Genomic DNA, 24756 nt, shown 5'->3' with positions numbered 1-24756 from the left:
GAGCCGGGGCCGATTACCGGATGAAACTCAGTTCCTTGCTGATCCGCTCCAGGATCGGGGCCTTGCGCGAGTTGAACTCGGCCTTGTTCTGCTGGATCAGGTTATTGCCCTTGGTATCGATCGAGATGATCAACGGTCCGAATTCCTTGACCCGGTTGATCCAGAGGGTCTCGGGCATGCCAAGGTCCTGCCATTCCGCGCCTTCGATTTCCTCCACCTGCGTCGCCGCCAGCACGGCGCAGCCGCCGGGAAATATCGCGTGCACTGCCACGTTTGCCTGGCAGCCGGCTGCGGTTTCCGGACCCATGCCGCCTTTGCCGACGATCAGCTTCACGCCAGTCTGCTTGATGAACTCGCGCTCGAACTTCTCCATTCGCATGCTGGTCGTCGGGCCAATCGAGACCATTTCGAAGCCGCCGTCTTCCTTCTTGCGGACGATCGGGCCGGCGTGAAAGATGGCACCTCCCTCCAGGTTGACCGGAAGTTCGCGCCCCTGTTCGATCAGGCGGCGATGTGCCACGTCGCGGCAGGTCACCAGGCGGCCGGTCAGATAGACGACGTCGCCAACCTTGAGATCCGCAAGATCTTCGTCCTTGATGGGGGTAGTGAGGACTTTTTTCACAGGACGACTCCTTCGTGGGAAATGATTTCGTAAGACATGTCGGCGTTGATGCGGATCTTGCCGCGGCGATGCGCCCAGCAGCCCGTGTTGACCGCCACGCCGATCGTCGATGGATGACGCGCCGACGATTCGATGTTGACGCCCATGACGCTGTTATTCCCTGTCAGGCCCTGCGGCCCGATTCCGACCTCGTTGAGGCCTTGCTCCAGCAGGTCTTCCATCAGCGCCGCACGCGGATTTGCGCTCCTGGAATCGACCGGCCGCATGATCGCGAGCTTGGACAGCCGCGCGGCAGTCTCGACCGATGTCGACACACCGACGCCGACGAGCAGCGGCGGGCACGCATTGACGCCGCGTTCGGTGATGACGTCCATCACGAATTCCGCCACGCCCTCGTAACCCTGGCCCGGCATCAGGACCTTGGCCGCGCCGGGCAGCGTGCAGCCGCCGCCGGCCATGTAGACGTCGATGGTGCAGCTATCCAGGCCTGGGACGATGCGCCAGTCCAGCCACGGGATCTGGGTGCCGGTATTGGTGCCGGTGTTCTTCTCATCGAAGGTCTCGACGGCGTTATGGCGCAGCGGCCCCATGCGGGTGGCCTCGGCGGTGGCCTCCTTCAGGATCTCTTCGAGTTCGCCCAGCAGCGGGAAATTGGCGCCGGCCTCGACGAAATACTGGATGACACCGGTGTCCTGGCAGCTCGGCCGATCAAGTTTGTCCGCAGCTTCCTGGTTGCCGGCCATCGAATCGTAGATCGACTTCGCCAGCGGATTGGTTTCCATCGTGCGCAGTTCGGCGAGCTTCTTCTTGACATCGGTGGGCAGACGCTTGCCGATGTAAGCCGTGAACTTCGCCATGGTGTCTGTCAGCGACTGGACTGCAGCTTCCGTGTCCATGTGGTACTCCTTTTCGATATGCGGGGGTTATGAGAGGCGCAACGTGGTTAGTGCGCTGTCGCGTTGGAGGCGGTCACCTTCGACTTCTGCGAGGTGGCCAGCACGAGGGTCAGCACTGCGGAAAGCACGAGCAGGCCTGCGACGAAGTAGAGTCCGCCCGCGAAGCTGCCTGTCTGGTCCTTGATCCAGCCAATCATGGCGGGGCCGGCAAAGCCGCCGAGGTTCCCGATCGAATTGATGGTGGCAATGCCAGTCGCGGCGGCAGCGCCCGACAGGAACGCCGTCGGCATCGTCCACAGGGGCGGCTTGGCACAACTGATCCCTACGTTGACAAGCGTGAGCGCAGCAATCAGTCCAACGATGCTATTGGCGCTTGCCGCGACCACCAGGCCCACTGCGGCGGCGACACAGGCCAGAATTACGTGCCACGTGCGTTCGCCGGTGCGGTCGGAATGGCGGGACCACAAGACCATGGCGATGACCGAAACGATCGGGGGAATGGCGTTGAGAAAGCCGACGGTGATGGACGAAACGCCCAGTTGCTTGATGATCTGCGGCGCCCAGATGCCCAGCGTGTAGAGACCTGCCGACGTGCCAAAGTAAATCAGCGCCAGGGCCAGCACCCGGGGGTCGGCAAGGCCGCGCAGGACGCTGTGGTCACCGTGATGCCGCTTGCTGGCGGCCTCCTGGCTCATTTCCCTGACCAGCCAGGCACGCTCGTCCTCGTTTAGCCAGGTTGCCTGCTCGGGGCGATCGGTCATATAGAAAAAGACCACGACGCCGAGGATGACAGCCGGAATCGCTTCCACGATGAACATCCATTGCCAGCCTGCGAGGCCCATCACGCCGTGCATTTCCAGCAGCGCGGCCGAGAGCGGTGAGCCCAGCGCGGTGGAGATCGGCGCAGCGGCCATAAAGAACGCCGTCACGCCGGCCCGGTGACGCGCGGGGAACCAGTAGCTCAGATACAGGATGATGCCGGGGAAGAAGCCGGCCTCTGCTGCGCCAAGCAGGAAGCGAACGATGTAGAAGCTGGTCGGACCCTGGACGAAAGCCATGCAGGCCGAGATCAGTCCCCAGGTGAGCATTACCCGGGCGATCCACAGGCGCGCGCCTACCTTGTGAAGCACGATGTTGGACGGCACCTCGAACAGGAAATAGCCCCAGAAGAAGATGCCTGCGCCGAAGCCGAGAATCGAGGCGGTGAAGCCGAGGTCCGTTTTCATCGTCAGGGCAGCGAAGCCGATATTGACCCGGTCGATGTAGGCGATGAAATACAACAGCATGATGAACGGCACGATGCGCCAACTAATGCGGCGCAAGGTCCGCTTCTCGATATCCGCTTGCACTGGGTGTCTCCTTGTTGATGAATCCCGATCGGTGCGGAAATGCCACTTCTCGGCTCGCTGCGTTAGCTGGTAGCGCGCTTGCTTGGTGTGATCGAAGGTTATTCGCTTCAGTGCGGCGATGAATCGATGTAAAGTTAAGACATCCTTGCAAAATTTTTACTAATGGATTCGGACTCGCAGCTCGCCTTTTTCTGCCTGCTCGTGAAGCAGGGGAGCCTTGCCGCCACAGCGCGTGAGCTGAATCTGACGCCGCCCGCTGTATCGCGGCGGCTGTCACAACTGGAAGCGCGTCTGGGAGTGCGGCTGCTGAACCGCACGACGCGACGGATCAGTCTCACTAACGAAGGGGAGGTCTATTTCGCGAACGCGATGCGCATCCTCGGCGATATCGATGAAATGGAGAGGCTGGTATCGAGCAGTCGCGAGGCGCCGAAAGGCCTGTTGCGTGTCAATGCGCCGCTGGGTTTCGGGCGCTCTTATATCGGTCCGGCCATTTCGGGGTTCTCGAAGACCTATCCGGACGTCGAAGTCCAGCTCCAGCTGACGGATCGCCCGATCAGCTTGCCCGATGAAGCGATCGATGTATCGATCCGCTTCGGCGACCTGCCTGATTCCCGGCTCATCGCCAAGCGGATTGCGCCGAACCGGCGTCTGCTTTGCGCGTCACCGGCTTATCTGCGCTCTGCGGGCGAACCGCTTTTGCCGCACGACCTGACGCAGCATGCATGCATCGTGCTGCGGCAAAACGAGACCGCCTATGGCAACTGGCGGCTGACCCGTGGGAAGCAGACCGAGACCATCAAGGTTCACGGCAAACTCAGCACCAACGACGGAGAAGTGGCCCTCAACTGGGCGCTGGAAGGACACGGCATCCTGATGCGCGCCGAGTGGGATGTCGCCAAGTTCTTGCGCAGCGGGCGGTTGGTCCAGGTCCTCACTGACTATGCCACGCCTCCCGCGGACATCTACGCTGTCTATCTGGAACGCCTGAACCAGTCTGCCAAGGTCTCTTACTTCGTCGAGCACCTCCGGAGCTTTCTGAGGCATCACGCCGACAGCCCGAGCAAGGACGGGTCGAATTGGTAGAAATTTAGCAACCGCGAAGGCCGGCTTTTGGGGGGCGGCAATCATGGGTGCACAAGCCGGCCGGGCGCTCGGCACTTGTTGAATTACAATGCGTGCATGTCACGTGCAATACCGAGAGCCTCGCTCCGGGGCGCCGTGTTGGTGCTCTTCATACTGACGCAGCTGCTGACCCCGCTCCTGCACGGCCATTTCGGAACTCCGATACAGACTGGCCTGCACGTGCACGCTGGCCTACCTGCCGAAACTGATTCCCATTTCCCTGCAGCGGCGTCGCAAATGCGTGATGACGCTGCTCGTGCCGATTCGTCGCTGGCTAGTGGCGATTCGTTAGAAGTGGATGTCGAATCCGGGGTCGGACGCCTGGTGTTGGGCGCGCTGATCCAGCCGGCAGTACTTCCCGGGTTGTCGATCCTGACGCTCGTATTGCTGGCGGCACTTGCGAGCGATGTCTCGCGACGCGTTCCCTTCTATCGCGCCCCAGCGCCACGCTGGCGTTACCGCTTCAGTCGCCCGCCGCCCGCGCAAGCGCCACCGCAGTTCTCCTGATTCCCGTTGTCCGGCGCCTTGCCGGTGTTCGTTCACGCGGTTCGTTCGTGGATCGCGAATCTCTCCTGCATGTTGGAGTCAGGAATGTCATTCAGACACCTTCGTAGGGTCCGTGCGTGGATCGCATTGACCTGCTTGTCGCTTTCGAACATCGCTGTCGCGCAGACCGCGGCACAAGCGGTGCCGCTTTCAGCGGAGCATGCGCGCGCCCTTGGCGTGCGCACCAGCGCCGTCTCCGCCGCCGAAACCGTTGACGTGGGCACGCACGCCAGGGTCGTATTCAAGCCCGGCGCGCAGTATGTCGTGGCGGCGCCGTATGCGGGCATCGTGCCGCGTGTGCTGGTAGCCATCGGGCAGACCGTGCGTCCAGGCCAGCCGCTGGCCGGCTTCCTGAGCCCGCAACTATTCGACGCAAGGCGCGCTCTGGCCGAAGCGAATTCGCAGGGCCGCCTCGCGCAACAGGCCCTGGTGCGTGACCAGTCGCTCTATGACGACGGCATTATCGCTGCCAGCCGCTGGCAGGCAACCCAGGCGCGGGCCGCCGAGGCTGCCGCCATGGCAAAGGCGCGACGGGCGGAGATGGCATCGTCGGGCGTGGTGTTTTCCGCTGCGGGCGACGAGGCCCAGCTCGTGGCCGCCCACGGCGGCATCGTGTCGGAAGTGAACGCCGTGCCCGGCGCGCGCGTGGAAGCCGCGACGCCGTTGTTCCGCGTCGTCGACCCTGATGCGCTGGAACTCGATCTTCTGCTGGGCCGCGATGTGCCAGTGCCGGCGCCAGGTGAGCGGGTGGAGGTGCCGCAACGCGACGCGGCTGGCACGGTGGTTGGCGTTGCGCCCGCCGCCGATGGAACGGCGGGAATTCGCGTGCGCGCTTCGCTGGACCGCCGTGGTGACCTGCGCGTCGGCGAGAGCGTCAATGTCACGCTGAAACTGCGAAGCAAGGACGGGAAGGGTACTGCCGGCCGGGTGCGCATACCGGCGGCAGCGGTGGCCTACTGGCAGGGAGTGCCGGGCGTGTTCATCGCTACGGACAAGGGCTTCCGCTTCCAGCCCGTGACGCTGGAGGGCATGGATGAAGCCAGCGCGGTGGTCCGCGGCAATCTTCCGGCGGGGACGCGTGTAGCGGTTGCGGGCATCGGCGCGCTCAAAGGCCTGCTGGCGGGAGACCGGTAATGCTTGCCCGAGTGATCGAATTTTCCCTGCGCCAGCGCGTTCTTGTCCTGATCGCCGCCTGTGTGCTGGCCGCCGCGGGCGCCTGGGCTTATGCAAACCTGCCGATTGACGCCTTCCCTGATATTTCTCCGACTCAGGTCAAGGTGGTGCTCAAAGTGCCCGGCATGACGCCGGAGGAGGTCGAGCAGCGCGTATCGACGCCGATCGAGCAGGAACTGCTCGGCATCCCGCACAAGACCATCGTGCGCTCGGTATCCAAGTACGGCATCAGCGACGTGACGGTGGATTTTGCGGAAGGGGTGGATGTCTACTGGGCGCGCCAGCAGGTATCGGAGCGGATCGCCGGCCTCGCGCGGGACCTGCCTTCGACCGCCCAGGGCGGCCTGGCGCCCATTACCACGCCGCTGGGCGAGATGTTCATGTTCACCGTGGAGGGTGATGGCTATTCGCTTGCGGAGCGGCGCCGCGTGCTTGATTGGATCATCCGGCCGGCCTTGCGTACCGTGCCGGGCGTCGCCGACGTCAACGCACTTGGCGGCGAGGTCCGAAGCTACGAGGTAATTCCCGATCCGTCCCGCCTGCGAGCGCGCGGCGTGACACTGGACCAGCTGCGCCAGGCGCTGGACACGAACAACCGCAACGACGGTGCCGGTCGCCTCGATCGCGGCGACGAGCACTGGGTGGTGCGTGTGGAAGGGGGCGTACGGGGGCTCGATGACCTGCGTGCCATCGTGGTGTCTGCCCCGCACGACGTTTCCGCGGCGCCGGCCGTGACGGTCGGTGATGTGGCCACGGTGCGGCTTGGCGAGGCGACGCGCAACGGCGCGGTCAGCAAGGACGGGCAGGGCGAGGCGGTGGAGGGGCTCGTGCTGGGGCTGCGTGGCACGGATGCGCGCAAGCTGGTGCGGGCAGTACAGGCGCGGCTGGACGAGTTGGCGCCAAGCCTGCCGAAAGGCATGTCGACCGGCGTCTTCTACAACCGCGGCGAATTGGTGACACGGGCTGCAAACACCGTGATCCGTGCGCTCGCGGAGGCGGGCTTGCTGGTAGTCGTCACGCTGTACCTGTTTCTCGGCGGTATACGCGCCGCGCTGGTCGTGGCGGCCACGCTGCCGCTATCGATGCTCGCCACCTTTCTGCTGATGCGCTACGCCGGGCTCACTGCGAACCTGATGAGCCTTGGCGGCCTGGCAATCGCGCTGGGCATGCTGGTGGATGCCGCCGTGGTCGTCGTCGAGAACATCGAGACTGCCCTGGCACGCGCCGAAGCGCACAAGACCGATGAGACGCTGCGTGGCGCGGCCATTCGGCACGCGGTGTCGACCGTGGCCGTGCCGATGCTGGCCGGCGTATCGATCATCGCCATCGTGTTCCTGCCGCTGTTGTCGTTGGAAGGTCTTGAGGGAAAGCTGTTTGCGCCGGTGGCGCTTACCATCGTGCTGGCGCTGGGGTCCTCGGTGGTGATCGCTTTCACGGTGGTCCCTGCACTGGCATCGTGGCTGCTGCTCTCGCATGCCGATGAACCGCCCTGGCTGATGCGCAAGGTGGCGGCGGGTTTTGCAAGGATGCAGGACTGGAGCATGACGCACCGCCGCACCGTGTTTGGGGTCGCAGGCGCGGCGCTGGCCGGTGCCACGGTGCTGTACCTGTCTGTGGGAAAGACCTTCATGCCGACGATGGACGAGGGTGATCTGATCGTGCAGCTCCAGAAGGCGCCATCAGTATCGCTCGCGGCATCGCTGGATCTGGACCAGCGTGTACAGCAGGCCCTGCTGAAGGAGGTCCCGGAGATCCGATCCATCGTGGCGCGATCCGGCTCCGACGACCTGGGCCTCGATCCGATGGGCCTGAACGAGACCGACACCTTCCTGGTCCTCAAGCCGAAGGACCAGTGGCGCGGCAGCAAAGAGGATATTGCGATAGCGATCCGGCGCGTGATGGAACGCTTTCCCGGCGTGATCTATGGATTCACCCAACCTATCGAGATGCGTGTCTCCGAGATGCTGACCGGCACGCGCGGCGACGTTGCCATCAAGCTGTTCGGCAGTGATCTTGCGGCCATCGACGCGGCGGCGCAGGTCATCGCGACGACCGTGCGCGGCATCAGGGGGGCGGCCGAGGTGATCGCCCCCAGCAACAGCGGTGTGCAATACCTGAAACTGTCCCTCGACCGTGCCGCCGCGGGCCGGGCCGGCTTCACCGGCGATGCCCTGCAGGCGCAATTGCGCGCGCTGGTGGAAGGGGACCGCATCGGCGTGGTGCCTGAAGGGATCGTCCGCACGCCGCTGATCCTGCGTGGCGGCGCGGCATTGCGCCAGGCGCCCGAGTCCTTTGCCAGCCTGCTGGTCACAGCGCCCGACGGCCGCGCTTGGCCGCTGACGTCGCTGGCGAGCATCGAGCGCGTGGACGGCCCGGTGCGCATCAATCATGAGGATGGCGCCAGGTTCGCGGTGATCCAGGCCAACGTGGAAGGCCGCGACCTGGCCGGCTTCGTGCAGGAAGCGCAGTCGGCTGTCGCCAATCTCAAGGCACTCCCCAAGGGGCTGCGCATCATCTGGGGCGGGCAGTTCGAGAACCAGCGTCGCGCCGCGGCACGCCTGGCACTGGTGGTGCCAATGGCGCTGGCAGCGATCTTTCTCCTGCTGATGCTGACGTTTCGCTCAGTGCGCCAGGCCGTACTGGTGATCGCCAATATTCCGTTCGCACTGGTCGGAGGTATTACCGCATTGCGGCTGTCGGGAGAGTACCTGTCGGTTCCGGCGTCGGTCGGATTCATCGCGCTGCTCGGCATCGCAGTGCTCAATGGGGTCGTGCTGGTGTCGCACTTCAACACGTTGCTGGAATCGGGAATCGACATTGCGCAGGCTGTCCGGACCGGCGTACGTGACCGCCTGCGCCCCGTTCTGATGACCGCCTGCATCACTGCGCTGGGGATGATCCCGCTGTTGCTGGCAAGCGGCCCCGGATCGGAGATCCAGCGCCCACTGGCGATCGTTGTCTCGGGTGGCCTAGTGTCCTCGACGGCACTGACGCTGCTCCTGCTGCCACTATTGTTCGAACGATTCGGCGTGTCGGGACCGCGGCCGTCCATCCCGCAGGGAGAGCCGCGATGAAACGCGACCTGTATGTCAAGCGCCTTGCAGCGGCCGTCGCGATGACGGTCTGGAGTGCTGCTGCGCACGCGGGCAGCGCAGGCGGCTATCTGCCGGACGAAGCGGCGGTGCGGGAAGCGATTGCCGGTTCTCCCGACGTGATGACTGCACAAGCCAGGCGCGATGCCGCGCTTGCGCGCGCCGTCGGCATCCGCGCGGGCACCGCTGAAACGGTGGTACGGGCGATTGGGCAGGGCCGCAGCGTTCGAGAGCCGTCCCAGCGTTTTGCCGAAGGGCAGATAGCAGTGGAAAGACCGCTGCGTCTATGGGGCAAGGCCGATGCCGATGCGCGGTTGGCCGATGCGACTGGCGAAGCCGCGAACCTTGCCGTGATGGACGCGCGGCACGAATCGTCGCGCCAGATCCTTGCCCTGTGGTTTGCCGTGATGCGTGCCGGGCAGGCTCGCCTTGCCGCGCAGGATAACGCCAGGGCGGCCGGCGAACTTGTGGCCATGACGGCGCGCCGCATCCAAATGGGTGACGCCGCGAGGCTCGACGGAGAGCTGGCTGCGTCGGATCACGCACGTACGCAGGCCGCGCTAGCGACGGCCGCGGCCGCGGAGCAGGCCGCACTGGCCGAACTGCGTGGGCGGTTTCCGGGGCTGGGAGAGCCCGGCCCGCTGGCAGATACAGCGCTGTCACTTGCGCCTCATGACCCGCCCGAGGCTTTACGTATGGACTACGTGCGCGGCAGCCATGAGTACCGGCTCGCGATGGCGCAGGAAGCGCAGGCGCTACGGCAGGCTACCCGCGCGGATCTGGAGCGCAAGCCCGATCCGACGGTGGGCATGTTTGTTTCCATTGAGCGTGGCGGCGCCGAGCGCATCCTTGGCGTCAGCGTGGCCATGCCGCTTGGCGGCGAACATCGCCGCGCGGTCGCCACGGCAGCAGCAGCGGACGCCGAGGCCGCGGCGCGCAGCCGAATGGCAGCCGAGCGCAGGCTCGGCACGGAATTCGACGTGCAGTACCGGAATCTGCTTGGCAAACGCTCGACAGCGCAGGCTCAGGCAGAGGCCGCGCGCCTGCAGCGGATCGCGTCGGATCGCGCCACGCGCGCCTATCGCGCAGGCGAATCTGGCCTGGCCGAATTGCTTGCGGTCCGCCGAAGCCTTGCGGAGGCGCTGCTGGCCGAACGGCTTGCACGGGTCGATGCGCTGGAAGCCGACAGCCGGCTCAGGCTCGACCTTCACCAGATGTGGGATCTCGACGACTGAGGCAGTAAGCGGACAGGCCTCCGTGGTCTGACGCCTGCGCTTCAGCGGTCACATCACCGCACGTTCGGCATGACACGTGCCGAACGTTCTGCATCGTCCACGCCTGCTGTGATCGGTGTTTTCCCCCAGTATTTCGCGCAGGTGTGCACAGGTTTCACCGGATGGCAGCCGCTTGCAGACCTCGCCGCTCCAGCCTGCGCCGATGCAAAGTCCCACAAGGGCCTGCAGTGATTCGCCACCCCCGGGGCATTCCCGATAGGGATACGCAAGTTCGTTCGCCGGTATGGGCCGTTGGCCGCTCGGTGGCGCAACGTCCTGAGGCTTGCGATCCGTCACTCGGCCTTCGACTTCGAACAGGCCATCGCTGCGTCAAAAGCCCTGGAAGTCGGGGGGCCCTGCGAAAGGGGCTGACAGGACAATCCGCCGCCCGCTCATGCCCGGCAGTGTGAAAATTCCTGCGATTTCTCCTATGACACATAGGTATGCGGACGGCATGACGGCCCATATGCTTCGGACTGTGTCGGACGACTCAATGCAGATCCTTCCGGCGTCACGAGAACCCTCTCACCGTCGGAGCCCGCATGTCGAACCACCACGTGAACCATCTCATCTCCATCGTCGGCCCGGCCAATGTATTGGTCGGCGAGGACGTCCAGTCCTTCGCCACCGACTATCGAGGTGTTTTCCGTGGTCAGGCTCTGGCGGTCGTCAGGCCGGCGTCGACCGCGGAGGTAAGCGCTGTCGTGGCGTACTGCAACCGGAATGACATTCCAGTGGTGCCGCAGGGCGGCAACACCTCGCTCCTGGGGGGCAGCGTGCCGGATGCCAGCGGGACGGCGGTACTGCTGTCGCTGACCCGGCTCAATCAGGTGCGCTCCGTCGATTCACTGAACGCGACGATGGTGGTCGTGTGCATGTCCATGCCGCATTGCATGTCGGTTGCAAGCCGGCCGAGGTCGTGGAAGCGGTAATGCAGATGGCGGTCTATGCAGGATTTCCGGCAGCGTTGAACGGACTGTCCGTCGTACGGGAGGTATTCGCCGAGAATGGGATCCCGTTACCGTTGGATTGAGTTCACAGAAGGCGGGGGCCGCGGAGTTGCCCTCCTGGCTTCGGTCTCGATGGTTCAAGGGAACGCTAGCGACCCACTACAGCCACTGGACCGCACGCTTAACCGACGACAGCTTCCGGGGGAGGCTGTGTGAAAACGGTTCGATCACCTAGACTGGATCAACGCATTCAGATTGGGGGACCGGATGAAGCGATTCATAGAGGGAGAAGACCGCAAGCAAGCTACGCTGCTTCCAGAATGCCTCGATGATTTCATCGCCGAGGATAACCCCGCCAGGATCATCGACGCGTTCGTTGAAGAGTTGGATCTCGAGTCGCTCGGGTTCGAAGGTGCCAATCCTTCGACTACAGGTCGCCCCTCATATCATCCTGCCGTCCTGTTGAAGATTTACATCTATGGCTACCTCAACCGAGTCCAGTCCAGCCGCCGTCTGGAGCGCGAGTGCCAACGCAATATAGAACTGATGTGGCTTACCGGCCGACTGGCGCCGGACTTCAAGACGATTGCAGACTTCCGCAGGGATAACAGCACGGGCATTCGCAATGTCTGCCGTCGTTTCATAGTTCTGTGCCGCGATTTAAAGTTGTTCTCGCAGGCCCTGGTCGCCATCGACGGCAGCAAGTTCAAGGCAGTCAATACTCGGGACCGCAATTTCACGGCTGGCAAAGTCGACAAACGCCAGCAGCAAATCGAGGAAAGCATCCAGCGGTATCTGAGCGCGCTGGAGACTGCCGATCGCACGCAGCCGGCGGAGATGGAACTCAAGACAACTCGACTGCGCGAGAAGATTGCGCAACTGCGTCAGCAGATGCATAGCCTTGGCCAGATAAAGGAAGAGCTCAAGACACTTCCAGATGGTCAGATCTCGATGACCGATCCTGATGCGCGTTCGATGGCGACAAGTGGCAAGGGCTCCGGAATGGTCGGCTACAACGTACAGATGGCCGTAGATGCCAAGCACCATCTGATCGTCGCTCATGAAGTCACCAATATTGGCAATGATCGGGCGCAACTGAGTTCGATGGCTCGAGCCGCTCGCGATGCGATGGGTAAGACCAGGCTTAAAGCCATAGCTGATCGTGGCTACTTCAGCGCGCAGGAGATCAAGGCATGCGCGGATACGGGAGTTGCTGCCATCTTGCCCAAGCCAACGACGTCCAGCGCGAAGGCGGGAGGTCGATTTGATCGGGCGGACTTCATCTACATTGCCCGGGACGATGAATATCAATGTCCCGCCGGTGAACGTGCGATATACCGCTTCACCAGAGAAGAACATGGACTGCAGCTACGCCGCTATTGGAGTAGTGCCTGTCCTCAGTGCACCATGCGATCTCACTGCACGCCGAGTCCGTACCGGCGCATCTCCAGATGGGAGCATGAGGAAGTGCTGGAGGCCGTCCAGCGCCGGCTCGACAAGACGCCGGATGCAATGACGGTTCGTAGGCGAACCGTCGAGCATGTCTTCGGAACCTTCAAACATTGGATGGGCTACACGCACTTCCTGACGCGCACGCTACCGAATGTAGGTACTGAAATGAGCCTGCATGTTCTGGCGTACAACCTGAAGCGCGTCCTTCGAATTCTCGGGTTCTCGAAAACAATGAAGGCAATGCGCCTGGTGGGTGCGTAAGCACCCATTTGCGCCCAAAAAATGGGCTGAAGATCGCCCTCAGGAGCTCACTAGCGCTGTTCGCACCCGTTACGGCGTCGTCCCATGACCAGATTGGCCGAAAATTCGATAAGACAGGCTACGCCCCGGAGGAGACGCGCATTAGTCCGATTCGAGAGACGTTTCCACACGGCCTCGGGGCGAAGCAGTCGCTCGAATGTCCATTCGAAAGCTCGATGGAATAGCTGCTCGTGGCCGCGACGAGTTACCGACCAGTTTCGCTTTCATACCCTTGGCTTGCTTCACGATCTCTATGGCATCGTCCACCTCGACGCCGAGGAAGCGAACGGCGCCTCTAGGGGGATAGATTCAGATTGGGGACCGAGCGTATCGCAAGGTGCGCGCATTCAACAAACCAGTTGGCTGGTGCGTCCAGCACATTGCCTTTGCGCTTGACTATGCCGATCGGCATGGTCGGCAACGGCTCTTTGAGTTGGATCTCACTCAGCAGCGGGACCAGCCATGGCAGGGAAAGCACTGGCTGCGGAACCGGGGCGATGGCATCGCCGTTGGTGGTCAGCACAAGCGAGGCCATGGACGACGGACATTCGATGATCTGACGCGGCAGCGGTACTTGATGTCGCATGAACCACTGTCGAACCGTTTCGCTCGTGCCGCCGCGCGAACTGTCGAGCAGCCAGACCGAATCGCCCAGGTCCGCAAGGCGATGCGTACGAGTCCCGAACTTGCCAGCTCGGGCCGACATTGCAACTGCGACACGCCCCAGCGGCTCGAAGCTCAGGTCGCTACCCAACACTTCCGGCATGAGAGAGGTGATCGCAACGTCAATGGTGCCGTCGCGCAGCAAGGGCAACATCTCCGACAGGAAAGCGTCGCGAATGGTCACGCGGGCCTCGGGATAGCGGCTGCGAAAGCGCTGCAGTGCATCGGGAAGGCACAAGAGCGAGAACGCGGGGGTCACTGCGGCATGGATGTGCGGCGTTCCTTGGCCGCAAAGTCGCTGGATCGAAGCGCGTGCATCGTCCACTTCAGCGAGGATCAGTTTGGCACGCCTGAGCAGTTCGAGGCCGGCGTCATTCAGCTTCACGCCCTGGGGGCTGCGGCTCAGCAAAGGTACTTGGAGGTCACGCTCCAGTTCTCGCAGTGCCTTGGTGACCGCTGTCTGCGACAGCGCCAGCGAACGGGCCGCAGCCCTGATAGTTCCTTGTTCGGCGGTGGCGACAAAAGCCCGCAACTGACTGTTTTTCATGTCCTCACCGACTTGATAGCTATACGGAGAGTGAACACCTAAAGGGTTCACTATGAAATCTTATCAGTAGCGGCAAGCTGCCGGTGTTCCTACCATGCTGGGCATAGCGGATCCCCAAGGGGGCCGCCCACTCCAAGGAGACAGCATGCGCCCGCAGGTCAATTGCCAGAGCCCCGAGGGGCTTCTGGTGCCGCCCGGTTCCACCACCGAGAATCCCGCAGCAAGGGAGGATGCCGTCTACGCCAAAGTGACACGGCGCCTGGTCGGCTTCCTCTTCGTCTGTTTTATCTTCGCATTCCTGGACCGGATCAATGTCGGCTTCGCCAAGATTGGCATGCAAGCCGACCTTGGCTTCAGCGAAGCCGTCTTCGGGCTTGGGGCGGGCATATTCTTCGTGAGCTACTTCCTGCTGGAAGTCCCAAGCAACCTGTTGCTGGGGCGCTTCGGCGCCCGCCGATGGATCGCCCGCATCATGGTGACCTGGGGCCTGCTGTCCATGGCCACCATGTTCGTCCGGACTCCCACGCACTTCTATGTGCTGCGCCTGCTGCTCGGTGCTGCCGAAGCCGGGTTCTTCCCTGGGGTCATGCTGTACCTTACGCAGTGGTATCCGGCCGACCGGCGCGGCCGCGTCATTACGCTATTCATGGCGGCCATTCCGGTCTCCAGCATTTTCGGCAGTCCGCTGTCAGGCTGGATCCTGCGCGCATTTGATGGCCAGGGAGGCATGGCTGCCTGGCAATGGCTATATCTGGTCGAGGGAATCCCGGCCGTCCTGCTCGGCCTGATCACGCTTCGCTATTTGCCCGACGCCATCGCGCAGGCGAAGTGGCTCAGTCCCGGTGAACGGCATCTTCTGCAGCAACGTGTCGCCAGCGACGCGCAACATGCCAGCGCCCACCGCATGCGCGACGCATTTGGCTCGCCGCTGGTCTGGCTGCTCGCGTTCATCAACTTCGCCTTCCTTTGCGGCATCACGTTGGCCTTCTGGATGCCGTCCATGCTGCGCAACGCAGGGGTAAAAAGCACGGTGGAAATCGGCTGGATGGTTGCCATCCCGTACGTACTCGCAGTCATCGGCATGCTGGTTCTGGGCCGGACCTCCGATGCGTCCGGTGAACGCCGCTGGCACAGCGCCTTGCCCGGCTTTGCCGCCGCCGCCGGCCTCGCGGTCATGCCGTGGACACTCGACAACTCGACGCTGTTGCTGATCGCCAGCACCGTTGCCATCAGTTTTAACGTGATTGCCAACGCGCTGTATTGGAATCTGCCGACTGCGTTCATGTCGGGGGCCGCGGCCGCCGTCGGTCTTGCCTTTGTCAATGCCTTTGGGCAGGTCGCCGGATTTGCCAGCCCCTCGGTGTTTGGATGGCTCTTCGCGACGACCGGAAGTGCATCGCTGGGATTGGGCATTCTCGCGGCCTGCATCGCGTTGGGCAGCATCGCCGTGCTCTTGATGCCCGCGCAGGCCGTCAACCGCTGATCAAAGGGGGAACTGTCCAAATGAAAAACTATGCAACTGCCCATGAACTCCTGAGACTGCTGCGTCACGGAGAAATCTCCAGCGTCGAAGTCCTGCAAAACCAGTTGGCGCGTATCTCGGCGGTCGATCCAATCATTAACGCCGTAGCGGTACTAGATGCGGAACGCGCGCTGTTGCGCGCCGCCGAAGCCGATGCAGCCCGGGCGCGCGGAAGGAGTTTGGGGCCTTTGCACGGCTTGCCGATAACGGTAAAGGAATCGTTCGACGTCGCCGGCCTGCCTACAACCTGGGGCTATGAGGCGTTCAGAACCAACATCGCTACTTGCCATGCCGCGGCAGTGCAGCGCCTGGTGGATGCTGGAGCCATCATTTTTGGCAAGACTAACGTGCCTGTTTCACTGGCCGACTGGCAGACCTTCAATCCGGTATATGGGACCACCAGCAATCCCTGGGATGCCACACGCGTTCCGGGCGGCTCTTCGGGTGGGTCGGCTGCCGCATTGGCGGCCGGTTACACGTCGCTCGAGCTTGGCAGTGACATTGGCGCATCGATTCGCAACCCTGCGCATTACTGCGGCGTGTATGGTCACAAGCCCACGTGGGGCTTGGTACCCATGGACGGCCACGCATTGCCAGGGATTGCATGCATGAATACCGTGGATATCGGAGTGGCCGGGCCCATGGCACGCAGCGCTCACGACCTCGAACTGGCCATGGACGTCCTGACGTCGCCCGGTCATTGCTTTGGCAGCCACGGCTGGCAAGACGCGCGCTGGCGTGATCGCAGCCCCCCGGTCGAGGGCCTGCGAATCGCTGTCGTTGCCGATGATCCGGTGGCGCGCGTCGATAGCGTCATCGTCTCGAGACTGCAGGAACTGGCTGCGTTCCTGCGTAGCGAGGTTGCCTTTGTCAGCGAGAATCACCGCCCCGTCGATAGCAGGGAGACCCGTGCTGTGTACTTGCATCTGGTACGTGCCGCGACCGGCGCCTTCCTCTCCGACGAAGCCTACGACGTGGCACGGCGCACAACGAGCCTGCTGGACCCCGCCGACATGAGCTATCGCGCTTGCCACTATCGCGGCAGCACGCTTACGCACCGGGACTGGTTCGCGTTTGACCAGCGCCGCTCGAAGCTACGCACGCAATGGAATCAATTCTTCAGCGACTATGACTTGCTGATCTGCCCGGTCGCCACCACGACGGCCTTCGCCCACAATCAGAAGGGCGAACGCTGGGAGCGAATGCTCGATGTCAATGGGCAGCCGCAGGAGAGCACCGATTCGATGTTCTGGGCTGGATACCCGGGGGTGGTGGGGCTGCCGGCCACGGCCGTTCCGTTAGGGCGCGGCGCGCGCGGACTGCCTTTCGGCGCGCAGATCATCGCGCCCGCGTTCGGCGACTTTGCGGCTCTGCGCTTCGCACAATGGTTGGCACGCGAATGGTATGAATTTCAGGCGCCTGAACTACTTGCCCCGGTGGAGCAGGCCGCCTGAACGCTTCCGGCTTCCGAGGCTACTGTTCAATGCCTGGCAGGGGAGTGACCGTTCCTTTAATCGGATAAGGCGCGAAGCCGGGGGGCCCGTTCCGGATCCAGATGTTCCGCGAGGTTGTCCAACGCCCGCGCTGTGTCATGGCTTGACAGCGCGGCGAGCAGATCCACGTGTTCGTCAACGACCAGACGAACTTGCGTTGGATCCGGCGGTGTGGAAAGGCAGGCCAGGAGATGACGGAATCGAAGCGCATCGAACAGTTCGACCAGCAAGTCATTACCGGCCAGGCACACGATGGCCCGATGAAACTGACGGTCCAACTCGGCGGCCTCAAAGAAGTTCCGCTCCAGGACCAGACGACTGATTTCGCCAATCATGCGCGCCATTTCGGCGGGGACGGCAAGCTTCTGCTGGCAGATGGTCCGAATGGCATGGCTTTCCAGGGCGTACCTCGCTTCCAGAAACTGGCGCAGTTCCTGTGCGGTCACCCCGCGCACGCGTGCGCCTCGCCGAGGAATGAGTTCGATGAATCCTTCAGCCGCCAGACGTCGCAGCGCCTCGCGGATCGGCGTGCGTGACACGCCTATTTCATCGGACAGCGGTTCTTCCTCAAGGAAGGCACCGCTGGCGTGCTGCCCCCGCAAAATCTGGTTGTGGATGTGCTGGTAGGCCCGCTCGGCGGCAGAAAGTGCTGCGGCTGTTGTCTTCGAACTCTCGGTACCCATTTGGCTAACTCTTGTGTACGTCATGTATATCTCAGGCGCGCGACTTTCTAAAAGTGCCATATCGAGCGCTTATTCCATGTTTCCATTAACTGGATCCGTCAGACCGCATCATAGCTGAAAAAGCATACCCGGCCTGTCTGTCCGCCAGAGACCACTGGGCATGAAACCGGGTAAACGCGGATTGCTCGGGCATGCTCCGCCTTCTATCTTTGCATACGTCGTGTATACATGAAGTATGCACATAGCACTCTGCGGCGAATGTTCTACTTGGCAATTGCGTTGCAGCCTCTCCATGAAAAGCGATTTACCCCAACTCGATATGAAGACGAAGCTTTCCCGTAACCACCTTGGGCTCTGGTTTTCCGGGCCTAACGTGGCCACAGCCGAAATAGGCAAGACCATCGGCTATAGCGTGGCGATCCTGGACATCGAACACGGCACCTTTGATCTGGATGCGCTCGACCGATTCATTCCTTTCCTGAAGGCACTTGGCTATGAAGTCTTTGCCAAGGTGCTCGGCCCAACCCGGGAAGCGGTCCAGCAGGCCCTCGATTTCGGCGCGGATGCCGTCGTGATTCCCCACATTTCTGGCGTTGAAGAGGCCAGGCGCGTTTGCGGCTACGCAAAGCTGCCACCCCTTGGCGATCGCAGTCTCGCAGGCGGCAGAACGACGAATTTTGCCTACCCCGCCGATGAGTGGATCGAACAGCAAGACAGGAACACGAAGTGCTATCCCATGATTGAGGACGAGCACGCGCTGGCGGAAGTCGGGGCCATCCTGGACCTGCCTTGCGTGGACGGTGTCTTCATTGGGCCGACTGATCTCTCCATCCGGCGTGGTCGAGGCATCTACAAACGGCAGGTGGGCGACTGGACCGACATCGAGTCCGTCGTCAAAAGCGCCAAGGCCGCGGGGAAATCGTGGGTTTTCCCGGCATGGAGCCCGGAAGAACAAGCCTTCGCCATCCAGAACGGTGCGGAGCGCGTGTTCATCGCGATGGAGCAGCTAGCGTTGTACCGTGGGCTGAGCGCCATCTGGGCCACGGCAAACGAGACGCTGCAAAGCCATTCCCAGCAGTAAGCGAAGTCGCGCTGCTTATCGGATTCCTGGAACAGGATACGCAACATGAATTCCCCAATCATTCAGCCGGTGGTAAAGAAAGTCCAACGCTGGGCGTGGATACTCACGATGGTCCTCGCCCTGGCGATGGTGATCTCAGTCATCGATCGATTCGCCCTGTCGCTGCTGATCGAGCCGATCAAGAAAGCGTACGGCATCTCCGATTCGCAGATTGGCCTGCTGCAAGGTCTGGCCTTTGGCCTCTTCTACGCGGTGTTGGGTCTTCCGTGCGGATGGTTCGCGGACAAGTGGTCGCGCAAGGGCACCATTGTCGTCGGACTACTGATCTGGAGCGCGGCGACTGCGGCTTGCGGACTGACCACAACCTTCGTCGGGCTGCTGGCCTCGCGGATGCTGGTCGGTGCCGGTGAGGCGGCGCTCGCCCCAGCCGCCTACGCCATTATTCACGATCAGTTCCCCCGCACGATGATCAATCGGGCCCTGAGTCTCTTTCAGGTAGGTGCTGTAGTCGGTGCGGGTACGGCCTTCTATATCGTCGGCGCGATGTATGACTATCTCAAAGGCGTCGGCCCGGTCGTCACGCCATGGTTTGGCACTCTGGAACCGTGGCAGCAGACGTTCGTGGCAGTTGCCCTGCCGGGGCTGGTGCTCACCCCGTTACTCTGGTGGGTGCTGTCGCGCACCGAAGAGAAGAAGCCCGTGGCAATCGATCGGGGCAATGCCAAGGCAGTGTCCGCACAGGTCAGCACGGGTCGATACATGTGGTCGGACAGGACCTTTATTGCAGCGCTGTTCGTCGGCATGTCTGGTCTGCTGACGATGAACTACGCGCTGCTCTCCTGGCTGCCTTCCATGTTCGCCCGTGAGTTTGCCTGGACGCCTGGCCAGATTGGTCGACCCTATGGCCTCATCGTCCTCTTCGCCAGCTCCATCGGCATGCTGATTGGCGGCTGGGCGGCCGATCGCATCCAGAGCAACCAACCAGAGGTAGGGGTTCTGCGCGTACCCCTGACCGCGGCAGTCATCGGCCTGCCATTTGCTATCGCACTTGCGCTCACTAACACACCAATGCTGCTGCTGGGCGTTGCCGCGATACTGCACGCCCTCTGCACTTGCTCGATCGGGGTGGCTCCCGCGTTGATTCAGCTTCGCACCCCGGCTGTCATCCGCAGCCGCGTATCCGCCGTCTATGTCCTAGCGGTAAATATTTGCGGACTGGCAGTCGGGCCGCTGCTGGTGGGCGAGATGACCAAGCTTGTACCGCAAGGCGCGGAAGCACTGCGCACGTCCGTCGCGGTCGTTGGCGGCACCGCACTGCTGATCTCGGTCGCCGTGCTTGCCAGCTACACGCTGGTAGCGAGAGGCCGGGCGGCCGCCGCGATGTCCTGACGGATCGACGCCAGAATCCCGACGTCTTCCTGATTCCTGCGGCGCGCGTCTGCGCCGCCACACCAAAGTACCTGGGCCGAAAGTCGCCAAGCGTCCTCGCTTGGCGGGGGCCCCCCTTTTTCTCGAATTTCGCGAAGTCCAACTACAAGCCAACCATGAAAATCTCAGTCATCCAGCTAAACGCTACCAACGACAAGCCGAAGAACATTGAAAAGGCGCTCGACCTGATCGAGCGTGCGGTGCAAGCTGATTCCCCCGATCTTGTTGTGCTGCCGGAAATGGTTGCCTGCATCAGCGCGTCGCCAAAGGAAATGCGCGACTCCGCCGAAGCGCTGCCGGACGGCGAGGCTTGCCGCGCCTTCAGCGGGGCAGCCCGCAAGCACAACATCGTTCTCCATATCGGCAGCATGATGGAGCGTGATGGCGACGACGTCTTCAATTGCTCGCTCATGTTCGGCCGAGACGGCAATCTCCTGGCGAAGTACCGCAAGATTCATCGCTTCGATGTGGTCTTTGCGGATGGTACCGAGCTCAAGGAATCGAAGCTGGTCGGTCGTGGCGAGGAGATCGTTTGCGTGGAAGTGGAGGGCGTCAAAATTGGCTTCTCGATCTGCTATGACATGCGATTCCCCGAACTCTATCGAGCCCTGGTGGAACGTGACGCCGACATCATCGTAGCGCCGTCGGCTTTCACCTTTGAAACCGGTGCTGCCCACTGGGAAGTCCTCTTGCGTGCGCGTGCCATCGAAACGCAGACCTATTTTGTAGCGCCCGGCCAGGTCGGCACGTTTGGCGAAGGCAAGTACAAGAATTTCGGCCACTCCATGATCATCGATCCATGGGGTCAAATCGTGGCACAGGTGTCGAACACCGAAGGTCACGCGTCGGCAAGCTTCGACCGAGCCTATCTTTCTCAGATCCGCGCGCGCATGCCGTTGCGCCAACACCGTGTCCTTTAAGCGACGAGCGGAGTCTACCCATGTTTGACATTCGACCGATGCCGGAGAGACTGCCTCCGGAGATTCATCGTGCAGCGATGGAAGCGGAGCCGGCAACGATCGGCCATTTCCGGCTGCTGGGCTTCCCGGATTCCGGAATTCGACCGCTCTTTGGCCGCGAGCGTATCGCTGGCCCAGCGGTGACCCTGGCATTACCAGCGGCAGATTCCACGCTGCTGCATCACGCGGTTGGCATGTTGCGACCCGGTGACGTCCTGGTGATCGACCGGCTCGGCGACGACCGGCATGCATGCCTGGGCGGAGGCGTCGCCTATGCCATTGCAAAGGCCGGGGTCGCAGCCGTGATTGTCGACGGCCCCTGCGCGGACCCCGCGGAGATTCGGGACCTCGCGTTGCCCGTCTGGGCGCGCGGCTTCAGCAGCATCACTACTCGTCTTCAGGGGATCGGCGGTGCCATGAATGTGCCGGTGAGCTGTGGCGGTGCGGTAGTGGCCCCCGGGGATCTCGTCATCGCCGACGAAGGTGGCATTGTGTTCATGTCGCGCGCAGAGGCACTGGCCCAATGCGAGCAGGCGGTAAAGCTCCAGCGCATGGAGCAGCAGGGGCTGCCCTTGATAACACCGGAGCGACCGCTCGGCGAACTGACCGGCGCAAGCGCGCTGGTCCGCGCGAAGCTCATCGCTGCATAGTGTAAGGATCCACAGCGGTAAGCCAGTCTCTTCCGCTTTTCAGGCAAACAACGAAGCGGTGCATAACGAACGCCCACGCGGCAAGCGTCCCGGGCGCGGAGACGCTCGTCGTTTGCCGGGCCCCAACATGGGGCCCGGCGATGGATGCGGGCAGACCAAACATAACTACGAGGAGGAAATCTGAAACCATGAGTTCGAGTCAGAAGATAAATGGCATCGCCTTCGCATGCGCCGCAGCCATCGTCGGATCGGTGATGCTCTGTACGCCGGCGGCTGCGCAAAGCAACGTCACCCTGTACGGGGTACTGGATGCCCCAGTCGAGTATGTGAGCAAGATGGCGAGTAGTCCGCCAACGCTCAACAACGGCCAAGTCACCTATCAGCAAGGTGGGAGTCGATTCGCAATGGGGTCGATCGGTGGACTGTCCGGTCCGCGCTGGGGCCTGCGTGGGACGGAAGACCTGGGCGGCGGGAAGCGCGCGATCTTCGTCCTCGAGAGTGGATTTGGGGTGGATACCGGAGTATCCGGGAACGGCGGCCGTCTCTTTGGACGGCAGGCATATGTCGGGCTGCAATCAGAACTGGGCCAGATCATGCTCGGCAGACAATACACGCCGCTGTTTGAAACCCTGGCAAACTTCGCGCCCCTGCGTTATGCCAGCCTCTATGAGCCCGTCGGGGCCCTGACGGGGCTGGATAACCGCTCCGACAATACCGTCAAGTATTCCGGCACCTTCGGCGGCTTGACCGCCATGGCCCACTACTCCTTTGGCACTGGCGTCGGCTTGACCGGTATGACGCCATTGGCAGGCGCGGGTGCGGGGGAGGTACCGGGTCATGGCCGCGACGATACCGGCTTTGGCGCAGGCGTTTCCTATTCCGCCAACGGATTCGGTGTCGCACTGGCGTACGACGAATGGCATCCTGCAATCGTAACGGGCCAGAGCGGTGTGCAAAGGAAGGCGGCAGCCGCTCTCCGTTATAGCATTGGGCCAGCCAGCGTGATGGGAGGCTACCGCTGGGGTTCCACTGAGTTCGCGAACGGAGCAACGCTGTCGCGCGACGACTTCTGGTGGGCGGGCGGCAGCTATCAGGCTACCACTGCGCTGAATTTCCAACTTGGCTACTACTACTGGAACATCAAGTCTCTACGACTCGGTGCAACTGCTACTGAAGGCAATCCGGCAAATCCGTGGGAAGTCGCATTCGTGGCGGACTACGCGTTCTCGAAGCGCACGGACGTCTACCTGACGACGGCGTACGCCCGCAATGCCGGCGTGAACTTCGATTCGTCGAATACGGGCTTTGCGACCGGCTACTTTCCGACACCGGGACAACGCGGGATGACCGCCGTCGCAGTGGGGGTCCGCCACATTTTCTAAGGGAGCTGTCATGATCCGGGTCGGAAGGCTGTCGTCACGGCTGCGCCCGGATCAAACCAAACATGAAGCGCTCCGCAGTCCTCGGGTTCCGCTCTAAGCCAGTTCAGAGGCGTTGAACGGCCGCCCAAGTTCGGGCGACCGCTATGGACGGCACGAACGTGAAGCACAGATTGTTGATGATGAAGAGTTTGCGCATTGCTGCCCAGTCGGTTGTCAGCCTGACGCGGTCGAGCAGCATCGCGGCGTCCACCAACCGCCACTTGGCCATGCTGCGGGTGCGTCAGCGCCCGCGGGGTCTCGACAACACTTCGGGCGAGCGTCTTTCTATGGCCGCTTCCGGCCAAGCAGTGCTACTGGATTAGCGCAACCAGGGGCGCTGAGTCTCGTTCATGAGTGCAAAGACCAGCCTGCAAGCCGCGGGAACCAGAGTGCGAACCCGGACAACGCGAAAATCCAGATTCCCACGATGATCCCCGCCGTTATCCAGTTGTTGGGCCGGCACTCGGCTCGCCGGGCTGCCACCCGGTGTTGTTCCATGACCTCGCCCGGAATCAGACGGGCCACCAGCAAGATACCCAGCGGGACCAGCACGACTTTGTCCAGATAACCGAGCACCGGGATGAAATCCGGAATGAGACCAATGGGAGACAACGCGTATGCGGCAACCACCCGACCCAGTGCTTTCGCGTACCAGGGCGTGCGCGCGTCATGCGTGGCGAGCCAGATCGCGTGGTCATCCGCCTTGACCGCGCGGGCCCATCGACGACCGCGCTCGGCGAGGTGTGGCAAGAAATCCCGGCGCCAGACGCGCAGTCGCATGTCGTCAAGCACCGGAACCGCCGCAAGCGCAAGGAGCAGGGCGGCCAATGGCAGCGTGGCACTGAACCCGATATGTTTGAAACCCAACGCACCCGCCACACCGCCGAGGAAGAAGAGCCCAACCAGGTGAGTCAGCACTCGCAGCTTGTGACGGTTGGCCAGAACCATCGGCTTGGTGGCATGGGTTCTCGACAGGTTCCAGTAGAGGAGTTTCCCAAGCTCGATGCCGATATCGGTCACCATGCCGGTCACGTGCGTCGTGCGAATCTCCGCGTTGGAAACCTTCGTTACCATGGCGTTCTGCAATCCCATGATGAAGCAAAGCACCATCACGGTTGCCGGCACGAATAACCATTCGTGATGTTCCAGATTGCCGCCGAGCAGCCCGAAGCAGAGCAGGAGTCCGGCTTCCACCATCAACGGGAGCGCGTATTCGCTCTGCAAGTTTTCCCGCCGGCCCCAGTTGATGAGCACGGCCGAACAGGCGGCGCCGACAAGGAAAGACAGCAGAGCACCGAGGCTGTCCAGCAAAAGCCCCATGCTGCCTAGCGCCAGGTTATCGGCCATGGCCGAAATGATGCCTGACATATGCGACGTGTACTGCCGCACGGCTAGAAAGCCCCCGGCGTTGGCAGCGCCCGCGACAAAGGACAAATAGCAAGCCAGTTCCCGGTTGGCCTCAGGACTGCGTTCCTTACCGGTCAACTGGCGCAGGTACGAGATGGGCATGGTCGCGTGCGGTAATTGTCT

At 62.5% G+C, this 24756-nt stretch carries 21 protein-coding genes and 2 pseudogenes; 15 read left to right on the top strand and 8 right to left on the bottom strand.

Going from position 1 to position 24756, the window contains the following annotated elements; translation table 11 throughout:
- Positions 1 to 13 precede the first annotated feature (13 nt).
- Genes ttdB through ACIGJG_RS20465 form a run of 3 tightly spaced genes read right to left on the bottom strand, consistent with a single transcriptional unit; the run spans position 14 to position 2867 of the window.
- Positions 14 to 622 (bottom strand): L(+)-tartrate dehydratase subunit beta, encoded by a 609-nt coding sequence (ttdB, locus tag ACIGJG_RS20475; RefSeq protein WP_011301758.1) that lies wholly within the window; start codon positions 620 to 622, stop codon positions 14 to 16.
- Complete coding sequence (gene ttdA / locus ACIGJG_RS20470) at positions 619 to 1518, bottom strand: L(+)-tartrate dehydratase subunit alpha (protein WP_011301759.1); 900 nt, start codon at positions 1516 to 1518, stop codon at positions 619 to 621. The genes ttdB and ttdA overlap by 4 nt, the downstream gene beginning before the upstream one ends.
- 47 nt (positions 1519 to 1565) lie before the next feature.
- The gene (locus tag ACIGJG_RS20465; RefSeq protein ID WP_011301760.1) at positions 1566 to 2867 is read right to left on the bottom strand and encodes an MFS transporter; all 1302 of its coding nucleotides are present in this window, start codon (positions 2865 to 2867) and stop codon (positions 1566 to 1568) included.
- A 162-nt stretch (positions 2868 to 3029) separates the two neighbouring features.
- Between ACIGJG_RS20465 and ACIGJG_RS20460 the strand changes: the two genes are divergently transcribed.
- From ACIGJG_RS20460 to ACIGJG_RS20440, 5 genes are all read left to right on the top strand, one after another.
- Positions 3030 to 3953 carry a LysR family transcriptional regulator gene (locus tag ACIGJG_RS20460; protein WP_011301761.1) on the top strand — a complete coding sequence of 308 codons (924 nt, stop codon included), beginning with the start codon at positions 3030 to 3032 and terminating at the stop codon, positions 3951 to 3953.
- Positions 3954 to 4229: 276 nt separating this feature from the next.
- Entirely contained in the window at positions 4230 to 4499 is a 270-nt protein-coding gene (locus ACIGJG_RS20455; RefSeq protein ID WP_049796522.1) for a hypothetical protein, read from the top strand.
- 84 nt (positions 4500 to 4583) lie between these two features.
- Positions 4584 to 5672: an efflux RND transporter periplasmic adaptor subunit gene (locus tag ACIGJG_RS20450; RefSeq protein WP_011301762.1), complete on the top strand. Its 1089-nt coding sequence runs from the start codon at positions 4584 to 4586 to the stop codon at positions 5670 to 5672.
- Positions 5672 to 8785 (top strand): efflux RND transporter permease subunit, encoded by a 3114-nt coding sequence (locus ACIGJG_RS20445; RefSeq protein ID WP_483673831.1) that lies wholly within the window; start codon positions 5672 to 5674, stop codon positions 8783 to 8785. The genes ACIGJG_RS20450 and ACIGJG_RS20445 overlap by 1 nt, the downstream gene beginning before the upstream one ends.
- A complete protein-coding gene (locus ACIGJG_RS20440) occupies positions 8782 to 10038 on the top strand; it encodes a TolC family protein (protein WP_011301764.1) in 1257 nt (418 codons plus the stop codon). The genes ACIGJG_RS20445 and ACIGJG_RS20440 overlap by 4 nt, the downstream gene beginning before the upstream one ends.
- A 126-nt stretch (positions 10039 to 10164) precedes the next feature.
- Here ACIGJG_RS20440 and ACIGJG_RS20435 read toward each other — a convergent pair.
- A pseudogene (locus ACIGJG_RS20435) lies at positions 10165 to 10395 on the bottom strand (DUF2889 domain-containing protein); the annotation flags it as partial.
- A gap of 224 nt (positions 10396 to 10619) precedes the next feature.
- Here ACIGJG_RS20435 and ACIGJG_RS20430 point away from each other — a divergent pair.
- The 3 genes and pseudogenes from ACIGJG_RS20430 to ACIGJG_RS20420 all read left to right on the top strand — a co-directional run bounded on the left by ACIGJG_RS20430 (position 10620) and on the right by ACIGJG_RS20420 (position 12740).
- Positions 10620 to 11009 (top strand): FAD-binding oxidoreductase, encoded by a 390-nt coding sequence (locus ACIGJG_RS20430; RefSeq protein WP_483673830.1) that lies wholly within the window; start codon positions 10620 to 10622, stop codon positions 11007 to 11009.
- Positions 10946 to 11110 (top strand): annotated as a pseudogene (locus tag ACIGJG_RS20425) (carboxymuconolactone decarboxylase family protein); the annotation flags it as partial. The gene ACIGJG_RS20430 and the pseudogene ACIGJG_RS20425, both read left to right, overlap by 64 nt.
- Before the next feature lie 184 nt (positions 11111 to 11294).
- Entirely contained in the window at positions 11295 to 12740 is a 1446-nt protein-coding gene (locus ACIGJG_RS20420; protein WP_211955797.1) for an IS1182 family transposase, read from the top strand.
- Positions 12741 to 13074: 334 nt separating this feature from the next.
- Here ACIGJG_RS20420 and ACIGJG_RS20415 read toward each other — a convergent pair whose 3' ends face one another.
- A complete protein-coding gene (locus ACIGJG_RS20415; protein ID WP_140949131.1) occupies positions 13075 to 13989 on the bottom strand; it encodes a LysR family transcriptional regulator in 915 nt (304 codons plus the stop codon).
- Between the two features lie 145 nt (positions 13990 to 14134).
- On the opposite strand from ACIGJG_RS20415, the gene ACIGJG_RS20410 reads away from it, so the two are divergent.
- The gene (locus ACIGJG_RS20410; RefSeq protein ID WP_140949132.1) at positions 14135 to 15472 is read left to right on the top strand and encodes an MFS transporter; all 1338 of its coding nucleotides are present in this window, start codon (positions 14135 to 14137) and stop codon (positions 15470 to 15472) included.
- A gap of 20 nt (positions 15473 to 15492) precedes the next feature.
- Positions 15493 to 16965 (top strand): amidase, encoded by a 1473-nt coding sequence (locus ACIGJG_RS20405; RefSeq protein WP_140949149.1) that lies wholly within the window; start codon positions 15493 to 15495, stop codon positions 16963 to 16965.
- Positions 16966 to 17021: 56 nt separating this feature from the next.
- Here ACIGJG_RS20405 and ACIGJG_RS20400 read toward each other — a convergent pair whose 3' ends face one another.
- Entirely contained in the window at positions 17022 to 17687 is a 666-nt protein-coding gene (locus ACIGJG_RS20400) for a GntR family transcriptional regulator (RefSeq protein ID WP_181184365.1), read from the bottom strand.
- A 292-nt stretch (positions 17688 to 17979) separates the two neighbouring features.
- Here ACIGJG_RS20400 and ACIGJG_RS20395 point away from each other — a divergent pair, with 292 nt between their 5' ends.
- The 5 genes from ACIGJG_RS20395 (at position 17980) to ACIGJG_RS20375 (ending at position 23187) form a co-directional block, all read left to right on the top strand.
- Complete coding sequence (locus ACIGJG_RS20395) at positions 17980 to 18768, top strand: HpcH/HpaI aldolase family protein (protein WP_219916584.1); 789 nt, start codon at positions 17980 to 17982, stop codon at positions 18766 to 18768.
- Positions 18769 to 18813: 45 nt separating this feature from the next.
- On the top strand, positions 18814 to 20157 hold the full coding sequence (locus ACIGJG_RS20390) for an MFS transporter (RefSeq protein ID WP_483673829.1): 1344 nt from the start codon (positions 18814 to 18816) through the stop codon (positions 20155 to 20157).
- Positions 20158 to 20312: 155 nt separating this feature from the next.
- On the top strand, positions 20313 to 21116 hold the full coding sequence (locus tag ACIGJG_RS20385) for a carbon-nitrogen hydrolase family protein (RefSeq protein WP_483673828.1): 804 nt from the start codon (positions 20313 to 20315) through the stop codon (positions 21114 to 21116).
- Between the two features lie 77 nt (positions 21117 to 21193).
- Positions 21194 to 21805 carry an RraA family protein gene (locus tag ACIGJG_RS20380; RefSeq protein WP_483673827.1) on the top strand — a complete coding sequence of 204 codons (612 nt, stop codon included), beginning with the start codon at positions 21194 to 21196 and terminating at the stop codon, positions 21803 to 21805.
- A gap of 188 nt (positions 21806 to 21993) precedes the next feature.
- Entirely contained in the window at positions 21994 to 23187 is a 1194-nt protein-coding gene (locus ACIGJG_RS20375; protein ID WP_140949137.1) for a porin, read from the top strand.
- Positions 23188 to 23290: 103 nt separating this feature from the next.
- Here the strand turns inward: ACIGJG_RS20375 and ACIGJG_RS20370 are convergent, their stop codons facing one another.
- On the bottom strand, positions 23291 to 23455 hold the full coding sequence (locus ACIGJG_RS20370; protein WP_181184366.1) for a hypothetical protein: 165 nt from the start codon (positions 23453 to 23455) through the stop codon (positions 23291 to 23293).
- Positions 23456 to 23574: 119 nt separating this feature from the next.
- Positions 23575 to 24735 (bottom strand): DUF1275 domain-containing transporter, encoded by a 1161-nt coding sequence (locus ACIGJG_RS20365; RefSeq protein WP_011301806.1) that lies wholly within the window; start codon positions 24733 to 24735, stop codon positions 23575 to 23577.
- Positions 24736 to 24756: the final 21 nt, after the last annotated feature.

Source organism: Cupriavidus sp. C1SS-2L (assembly GCF_057073735.1).
Note: the sequence above shows the minus strand (reverse complement) of the source record. Positions and strands in the feature narration are given on the sequence as shown.